Genomic DNA, 8,749 nt, shown 5'->3' on the forward strand with positions numbered 1-8,749 from the left:
GGCCCGGGACGGGCGGCGCCCCTGGGCCCCGCCCGTCCCGGGCCGCACCCCGCCGATCCGAGCCATCACACCGGTGGTGCGCCCACCCAGTACGCCGCCGCCTACAACCCCTTCGAGGAGCAGCCCGCGGCGCCGACCACTGATTTCGCGGCGCCGCCGGCGCTCCCGTGGTTTCGCCGCCGCTCGGTGCTGATCGCCTGGTTCGGGCTCATCGCGGTGATGCTCGGGCTGGTGATCTGGGGAATCATCCAGCTGACCAGTCGCGGCCCCGGCGGCACCACGACCCCGCAGACCACCAGCTCGTCGAGCACCACCAGCAGCGCGACCAGCACCACCACCACGCCGTCGAGCGCCCCCACCACCGCGCCGCCGGCCCCGCCCCGGCAGGCGCCCGCGCAGCCTCCGGCGCAGCAGGCGCCGCCTCCCGAAGAGCCGCCGAACCGCTACCGGCCGCGCCTGCCGGCGTTGCCGTCCGTGATCACCATCCCGCCGGTGCCCAAGCTGCCCGATCTGCCGACGGTGATCACCCTGCCGCCGCACCGGTAGGCCGGCTCCCCGGTACTCTCGCCGCATGCAACCGCAGAAGCCGGCCTGGCTCGGCATGGATGTGGTGGCCGTGCTGATCTTCTGCGCGCTGGGCCGCCGTAGCCACGACGAGGGCCTGACCATCACCGGCTTGGCGACCACTACCTGGCCTTTTCTGAGCGGCACGGTGCTGGGCTGGTTGCTGAGCCGCGGTTGGCGCAGGCCCACCGCCGTATGGCCCACCGGGGTCACCGTCTGGGTCTCGACGGTGCTGGTCGGCATGCTGCTGCGCGAAGCGACCTCGGCCGGCGTGGCCAAGAGCTTCATCCTGGTCGCTTCGACGGTGACCGCGGTTTTCCTGCTCGGCTGGCGCGCCGTCTTCGTTGCCGCCCGGCGACGCCGCGCCCCCCGCTAAGGCGGTTTCCCCAGGTCGCACAGCTTGTCGTCAGGTGCTGGCGCGGCATTTCGTCAGACGGGGCGCCTACCCTCGACGGGTGTGAGCCGAACGCCGGACGACCCGCACCACGAGCCCACCCAGATGGCCGACTACAGCGGGAACGGCCACTACGGCGGCTACAGCGACTACAGCGAGCCGGCTTACGAGAGCCAGTACCGCCAGCGCGACCGGTCAACGCCACCCACCCCGTGGTATCAGCGGCCGGTCGCGCTGGTCGGCCTGGGCGCGCTCACGGCGATCTTGATCACCCTGCTGGTGTGGAGCATGGTCCGCCTGGTGCACCGGCAGTCCGAACCCGGGGCTCCGGCCACGCCGACCACCACCGCCCCCGCCGGGGAACGCAGCGCCCCGGCCCCGCAGTGGGTGCCGCCCGGTGCCCCGCCGGGCGCAAGCGAGCCGCCCGCCCCGGAGACCGAGCCCCCGACTGCCCCGCCGCCGGCGACCACCGAACCGCCGACCACCACTGCCAGCACCACCGAGCCGCCGACCACCACCGAACCTCCGGGCACCACCACCGCGCCTAACACCACGACCGCATCCGTGACGCCCACCACCACACGACAGCCGCCCTCGATCGTGATCCCGCTGCCCGGACGCTGAATACCGCATCGGCAGCCCACCCGCGATCGCCCGTCGGAACGGTCGTCGGCCGATACAGTTAGGCCAGCCTTTGTCGCGCTGAGCGGCCCCGAGGTGGCACTATGAGCGAGCACCGAGCAGGGCTTGAACTGGCCCTGCGCACGATTGGCGGTAAGTTACTAATCAGTAACTATGATGAAGTTACTCGCCGGTAACTTGTGGATGGGAGAGGCTCTCCGTGACCGAAAATACCCAGATGCTGATCAGGCTGGTGGTCGGCCTGTCCATGACGGCGTTTGTGGGCGCGCTGGCCGCACGCCGGGTACTTTGGCTGTTCAACCTGGTCAAATCCGGTCAGAAGGTCGGGCCTGAGCGCACTTCGGACATCCGGAACCGGATCGAGACGCAGATCCGTGAGGTCGCCGGGCAGGCCAAGCTGCTGAAGTGGTCCATCCCGGGTATCGCCCACTTCTTCACCATGTGGGCGTTCTTCGTCCTGATCACGGTCTACATCGAGGCCTACGGGCAGATGTTCCAGCACGACTTCGCCATCCCGCTGATCGGGCGCTGGGACGTGCTGGGCTTCATGCAGGACTTCTTCATCACCGCGGTCACGCTGTCCATCTTCGTGTTCATGATCATCCGGATCCTGCGCAACCCGGCCGAGCATGGCCGGTCCTCGCGGTTCTACGGCTCGCACAACGGCGGCGCGTGGCTGATCCTGGTGATGATCCTCAACGTGGTGTGGACGTTCCTGCTGCTGCGCGGGGCCGCCGCCAACACCGGCAGCCTGCCCTACGGCAAGGCCGCCTACCTGTCCCACCTCATGGGCAAGATCATGGCGCCGCTGGGCCTGTCGGCCAACGAGACCATCGAGACCGTCTCACTGCTGCTGCACGTCGGTGTTGCGCTGGGCTTCCTGCTGATCGTGCTGCATTCCAAGCACCTGCACATCTTCCTGGCCCCGATCAACGTCACCTTCAAGCGCCTGCCCAACGCCCTGGGCCCGGTGCTGCCGATCGAGTACCAGGGCGAGCCGCTGGACTTCGACAACCCGCCCGAAGACGCGGTGTTCGGACGCGGCAAGATCGAGGACTTCAGCTGGAAGGGCATGCTCGACTTCGCCACCTGTACCGAGTGTGGTCGCTGCCAGTCGCAGTGCCCCGCCTGGAACACCGGCAAGCCGCTGAGCCCCAAATTGGTCATCATGGACTTGCGCGACCACTGGATGGCCAAGGCCCCCTACCTGCTCGGCGAGAAGCCGATGCCGACCGGCGAGGTCGACCTGGCCGACGCCAAACCCCTGCCCGGCCACCACGTGCCGGAGAAGGGCTTCGAGCGTATCGGCGGCTCCGGCCCGGAGCAGGCGGTCCGCCCGCTGGTGGGCACCGCCGAGGAAGGCGGGGTCATCGACCCCGACGTGCTGTGGTCGTGCACCAACTGCGGTGCCTGCGTCGAGCAGTGCCCGGTGGACATCGAGCACATCGACCACATCGTGGACATGCGCCGCTACCAGGTGCTGGTGGAATCGGAGTTCCCCTCCGAGTTGAGCGTGCTGTTCAAGAACCTGGAGAACAAGGGCAACCCGTGGGGCCAGAACGCCAAGGAGCGCACCTCCTGGATCGATGAGCTCAACTTCGACATTCCGGTCTACGGCCAGGACGTCGACAGCTTCGACGGCTTCGAGTACCTGTTCTGGGTCGGCTGCGCCGGTGCCTACGAGGACCGCGCCAAGAAGACCACCAAGGCCACCGCGGAGCTGCTGGCCGCTGCCGGCGTGAAGTTCCTGGTGCTGGGCACCGGCGAGACGTGTACCGGTGACCCCGCCCGACGGGCCGGCAACGAGTTCTTGTTCCAGCAGTTGGCCTCGCAGAACGTCGAGATGCTCAACGAGGTCTTCGACGGCCTGGACAAGCCGGACCGCAAGATCATCGCCAGCTGCCCGCACTGCTTCAACACGATCTCCCGCGAATACCCGCAGCTGGGCAGCGAGTACACGGTGTTGCACCACAGCCAGGTGCTCAACCGCCTGGTCCGCGACAAGCGGCTGATTCCGGTGGCGCCGGTCTCGCGTGACATCACCTATCACGACCCGTGCTTCCTGGGCCGGCACAACAAGGTCTACGAGCCGCCGCGCGAGCTGGTCGCCGCTGCCGGTGCCAACCTGATCGAGATGCCGCGCACCATGGACCGCTCCTTCTGCTGCGGCGCCGGCGGCGCCCGGATGTGGATGGAAGAGCACATCGGTAAGCGGGTGAACCACGACCGCGTCGACGAGGCGCTGGCCACCGGCGCCTCCACCATCGCCACCGGCTGCCCGTTCTGCCGGGTGATGGTCAGCGACGGTGTCGACGACCGCATCGAAGCCTCCGGGCGTTCGGACGTGGACGTGCGCGACATCGCCCAGCTGCTGCTGGAGTCCCTGGACATGTCGACGGTGACGTTGCCGGCCAAGGGCACCGCGGCCGCGGCCGCCGCCGAGGCCGGGCCGAAGAAGGTGGCCGAGAAGGCTGCGGCACCGGCTGCTGCGGCCACCGCGACGCTGGAGAAGCCGGCTGCCGAGGCCAAGCCCGCCGCGGCGGCGCCGGTCACGGGGCTCGGGATCGCCGGTGGGGCCAAGCGGCCCGGCGCCAAGAAGGCAGCCCCGGCCGCCGCAGCACCCGCCGCCGAGGCGACCGCTGCCGCACCCGCGGCTCCGGCAGCCCCGGTGAAGGGACTGGGGCTCGCCGGTGGGGCCAAGCGGCCCGGCGCCAAGAAGGCGGCCCCGGCCGCCGCAGCACCGGCCGCCGAGACCAGCGCTGCAGCTCCGGCGCAGTCCGCCGCACCGGCGGCACCGGCGGCACCCGCCGAGTCGGCGGCGCCGGCGGCACCGGCTGCACCGGTCAAGGGTCTGGGTATGGCTGCGGGCGCCCGTCGCCCCGGCGCCAAGAAGGCGGCCCCGGCCGCCCCGGCCGCGCAGCCTGCTGCCGCGGACGCGGAGCCGGTGACAGCCGAGCCCGAGACCGCGCAAGCGGCACCCGAGCCGGCTCCGGCAGCCGAGGCGCCCAAGGAGCAGCCGCCGGTGAAGGGCCTGGGCATCCAGCGCGGGGCGCGGCCGCCGGGCAAACGCTAGAGATAACGGGTTGGGGCCGTATGGGTGCACATACGGCCCCAACTTGTTTCTCTGGCAAATTTTGATTGGACAGCTATGGGAGCATTGTCAACGTGACCGCTCATCCGTTGCAGCATCAAACGCCGTGGTCTGCCACCGGCAGCCAGCCACGGCAGCGTACGTTCGCGCAGTCGACCAAGCTGCAAGACGTCCTCTACGAGATCCGCGGTCCGATCCACGCCCATGCGGCCCGCATGGAGGCCGAGGGGCATCGCATCCTCAAGCTCAACATCGGCAACCCGGCACCGTTCGGATTCGAGGCACCCGATGTGATCATGCGCGACATGATCCAGGCGCTGCCGTACGCGCAGGGCTACTCGGACTCCCAAGGCATCCTGCCGGCCCGCCGCGCGGTGGTCACCCGCTACGAACTGGTGGAGGGCTTTCCCCGCTTCGACGTCGATGACGTCTACCTCGGCAACGGCGTGTCCGAGCTGATCTCGCTGGTACTGCAGGCGTTGCTGGACAACGGCGACCAGGTGCTGATCCCGGCCCCCGACTACCCGCTGTGGACGGCCTCGACGTCGTTGGCCGGCGGCACGCCCGTGCACTACCTGTGCGACGAGACGCAGGACTGGCAACCCGACATCGCCGATATCGAATCGAAGATCACCGAACGCACCAAGGCGCTGGTGGTGATCAACCCGAACAACCCGACCGGGGCGGTGTACAGCCGCGAGGTGCTCAGCCAGATCGCCGAGTTGGCCCGCAAGCATCAGCTGCTGCTATTGGCGGATGAGATCTACGACAAGATCCTCTACGACGACGCCGAACACACCAGCCTGGCCACCCTGGCCCCGGATCTGCTGTGTTTGACCTTCAATGGCCTGTCGAAGGCCTACCGGGTGGCCGGCTACCGGTCCGGCTGGGTGGCGATCACCGGCCCCAAGGAGCACGCGACCAGTTTCCTGGAGGGCATCAACCTGCTGGCCAACATGCGGCTGTGCCCGAATGTCCCGGCCCAGCATGCCATTCAGGTGGCCTTGGGCGGTCACCAGAGCATCGATGACCTGGTGTTGCCGGGCGGGCGGCTGCTCGAACAGCGCGATGTCGCGTGGAACAAGCTCAACGAGATCCCCGGCGTCACCTGCGTCAAGCCCCGCGGCGCGCTCTACGCGTTCCCCCGACTGGACCCCGAGGTCTACCCGATCGACAGCGACGAGCAGTTGGTGCTGGACCTGTTGCTGCAGGAGAAGATCCTGGTCACCCAGGGCACCGGGTTCAACTGGCCGGCGCCGGATCACCTGCGCATCGTGACCCTGCCGTGGGCCCGGGACCTGTCCAGCGCCATCGAGCGGCTGGGCAACTTCCTGGTCAGCTACCGGCCCTGAGCGGCTTCACGGCCGAGCCAGCAGTCCCCGCAGGTAGTCCCCGTAGCCGGACTTGCACAGGGCTGCGGCGCGCGCTGCCAGGGCATCGTCGTCGATGAAACCCATCCGCCACGCCACTTCTTCGGGGACGCCGATCTTGAGTCCCTGCCGGCGTTCGACGGTGCGGACGTAGTCGCCGGCGTCCAGCAGGGAATCGAAGGTACCGGTGTCCAGCCACGCGGTGCCGCGGGCCAGCGTCTCCACCGTGAGCCGGCCCTGCTCCAGGTAGGTCTGGTTGATGTCGGTGATCTCGTATTCGCCGCGCGCGGAGGGTTTGAGGCCCTTGGCGATTTCCACGACATCGTTGTCGTAGAAGTACAGACCCGGAATCGCGTAGTGCGACTTCGGCGTCACCGGCTTCTCCACCACCGACACCGCGGAACCGCCGGCATCGAACTCGACCACCCCGTAGGCCGACGGGTCGGCCATCCAGTAAGCGAAAATCACGGCTCCGGAAGGTGATTGGTGGCGCCGTAGGCTGGTTCCCAAACCGGCGCCGTAAAAGATGTTGTCCCCCAGCACCAGCGCAACGCTGTCGGTGCCGATGTGGTCGGCGCCGATCACGAATGCCCGCGCCAGTCCGTCCGGCTGCTCTTGGACGGCGTAGCTGATGTCGACGCCGAATGCCGTACCGTCGCCGAGCAATCGCCGGAAGGCCGGGGCGTCGTGGCCCGTGGTGATCACTTGGATGTCTCGAATCCCCGCCAGCATCAGCGTGCACAGCGGGTAGTAGACCAGCGGCTTGTCGTAGACCGGCAGCAGCTGTTTGCTGACGCCCATGGTGATCGGATGCAGGCGGGTACCGGAGCCACCGGCCAGGATGATCCCGCGCATGGCGTCGAGCTTAGCGGGGATCGCGAGCGCGGCGGAGCCGGGTGAAGCGGATCCCCGCCAGAGTTCCCGCGGGGATCGCGAACGCGGCGGAGCCGGGTGAAGCGGATCCCCGCCGGGGACTAATCGACTCGATCGCCCTCGGTGAGTTCCGTCGCCGCCAGGGCCTCTTCGAGGTCCTGGTGCCGAAACACCGCGGTGACGTGGTCGTGCACCACCCGGAAGGCGACCGCTTGGGCCACGCCGCCACCCGCCGGGGTCAGTTCGGCCACGACCACCCCGTCATGGAAGTACATCCGGCCGATACCGGCGCTGACTTCGACTGACGCGGCCCACTGGCGCAATGCGTCGAGCCCCTGACCGGCGCCGTCGGCGTCGGCCAACTCGATATCGTCGCTGGACAGTTGTTCCAGCGTGTCTAGATCACCGGCGGCCAGGGCGTCGTGCCAGGCAAGTACCGTTGCGATCTCCGATGTGCTCATGCTCGCCCAAGTTACCGCCCGATCAGAAGGCGGTGTGGTCAATCCAGTTCTGCCACACCGCGGCGTCGCCGAAGACCGCGATGCCGGTCTCGGCGACTGCGACCCGGCGCGTGACCGCCAGAAACAGCTCGAGGGCCGAACCCCGCAGTGCCACCGAACCTTTGCCATGGTCATGCGACCAGCTGACCGTGTCGGCGCCGGCCGGCCGGCTGATCGTCCATTCCCCCGCCGCTCCGAGGCCTTCGTCGGTGGCGTGCAGGTGAACGCTCTGGCCCTCGGCAAGCGCCGGTGTCTGCCCGTTGCGCGCCAGCAGTGCCGGCGTCAGATCCAGCAGTTCGCTGATCCCGTCGGCGGCCAACTCCGCAGGCAACGTGAAGTCCGCAACGGCATCGCCGAGCGCCAGCGCGGCATCGGCGCGGTGCACGGTGGCCTCGTGCAGCCGGCGGCGCACCCACCACGCGGCGGGGCGCGGGCCGGTGAAGGTCCAGACCGGCGTGTCCGGCCCCGTCTGCGCGACGGCGTCCAGTACCAGTTGCGCCCCTTCGTGGAGCCAGTCGATGGCGGCGTCGGGCTCGGCGGGGGGTTTGCCGCCGGCGACGTCTCGCGGATCCAGCGGGTGGTCCATCCGGTCAGCGATGATCTGTGCAGCCCAACGGTTTCCGCGTCCGTAGTGCCGGAAGAGTTGGTTGAGGTTCCATCCGGGGCACGTCGGGACCGCCAGCTCGGGATCGCCGGCGCGGATCAGCTCGCCGAATCCGCGGGTCTCATCGAGCAGTGCTGCGGCGTAGTCCACGGCGTCAGGCTAGTGGATTCTGCGCCTGCTCAGAAGGGCCAGCCGCCACTGTTGCCGCCACCACCCTGGCCGCCCCCGCCGAAGCCGGGGAACCAGGATCCGCCTCCGCCGCCGCGGGCGTTGCTCCCGCCGCCGAGGCCCGGGATCCAGGGATTGCCCCCGCCGCCGTTGGTGCCGATTCCGGGCAGCCATGGCGACGGATTGCCGCCCTTCTTGCCACCACCGTCGTTGTCCGGCAACCACGACGGGTTACCGCCCTTCTTGCCACCGCCATCGTTGTCCGGCAACCACGACGGGTTACCGCCCTTCTTGCCACCACCGTCGTTGTCCGGCAACCACGACGGGTTACCGCCCTTCTTGCCACCGCCATCGTTATCGGGCAGCCACGACGGATTGCCGCCGTTGTTGGAGGGCTTTTGGGCGGGAGGCCGAAAAAGCGGTGGCAGCTCGGGTTGCTGGATCTGCGGGGCGGGCACCGGCGCGGCGGGGGCCGGAACCTGCACCGGTGCCGGAACTTGGACCGGCACCGGTACCGGTATCGGTACGGGAGCCACCGGCTTG

8 protein-coding genes and 1 pseudogene are annotated in these 8,749 nt (G+C 69.0%); 5 read left to right on the plus strand and 4 right to left on the minus strand.

Features of this window, described 5'->3' with window-relative positions:
• From AWC02_RS21940 to AWC02_RS11165, 5 genes are all read left to right on the plus strand, one after another.
• Positions 1-546 (plus strand): hypothetical protein (locus AWC02_RS21940; protein ID WP_085128840.1); only part of this gene is annotated, 546 nt, incomplete at its 5' end.
• A 25-nt stretch (positions 547-571) separates the two neighbouring features.
• The gene (locus AWC02_RS11150) at positions 572-940 is read left to right on the plus strand and encodes a DUF3054 domain-containing protein (protein WP_085128841.1); all 369 of its coding nucleotides are present in this window, start codon (positions 572-574) and stop codon (positions 938-940) included.
• 81 nt (positions 941-1,021) lie between these two features.
• Positions 1,022-1,582: a hypothetical protein gene (locus AWC02_RS11155; RefSeq protein WP_085128842.1), complete on the plus strand. Its 561-nt coding sequence runs from the start codon at positions 1,022-1,024 to the stop codon at positions 1,580-1,582.
• 235 nt (positions 1,583-1,817) lie between these two features.
• Positions 1,818-4,673 (plus strand): (Fe-S)-binding protein, encoded by a 2,856-nt coding sequence (locus AWC02_RS11160; RefSeq protein WP_085128843.1) that lies wholly within the window; start codon positions 1,818-1,820, stop codon positions 4,671-4,673.
• 65 nt (positions 4,674-4,738) lie between these two features.
• Positions 4,739-6,043 carry a pyridoxal phosphate-dependent aminotransferase gene (locus AWC02_RS11165; protein ID WP_085128844.1) on the plus strand — a complete coding sequence of 435 codons (1,305 nt, stop codon included), beginning with the start codon at positions 4,739-4,741 and terminating at the stop codon, positions 6,041-6,043.
• 6 nt (positions 6,044-6,049) lie between these two features.
• Here AWC02_RS11165 and rfbA read toward each other — a convergent pair whose 3' ends face one another.
• From rfbA to AWC02_RS11185, 4 genes and pseudogenes are all read right to left on the minus strand, one after another.
• Positions 6,050-6,916 (minus strand): glucose-1-phosphate thymidylyltransferase RfbA, encoded by an 867-nt coding sequence (gene rfbA, locus AWC02_RS11170; RefSeq protein WP_085128845.1) that lies wholly within the window; start codon positions 6,914-6,916, stop codon positions 6,050-6,052.
• A 119-nt stretch (positions 6,917-7,035) separates the two neighbouring features.
• A complete protein-coding gene (locus AWC02_RS11175; protein WP_085128846.1) occupies positions 7,036-7,395 on the minus strand; it encodes a nuclear transport factor 2 family protein in 360 nt (119 codons plus the stop codon).
• A gap of 22 nt (positions 7,396-7,417) precedes the next feature.
• Complete coding sequence (locus tag AWC02_RS11180) at positions 7,418-8,188, minus strand: maleylpyruvate isomerase family mycothiol-dependent enzyme (RefSeq protein ID WP_085128847.1); 771 nt, start codon at positions 8,186-8,188, stop codon at positions 7,418-7,420.
• A gap of 29 nt (positions 8,189-8,217) precedes the next feature.
• A pseudogene (locus AWC02_RS11185) lies at positions 8,218-8,749 on the minus strand (hypothetical protein); the annotation flags it as partial.

Origin of the sequence: Mycolicibacter engbaekii (assembly GCF_002101585.1) — a bacterium.
In the GTDB taxonomy this organism is placed as follows: domain Bacteria; phylum Actinomycetota; class Actinomycetes; order Mycobacteriales; family Mycobacteriaceae; genus Mycobacterium; species Mycobacterium engbaekii.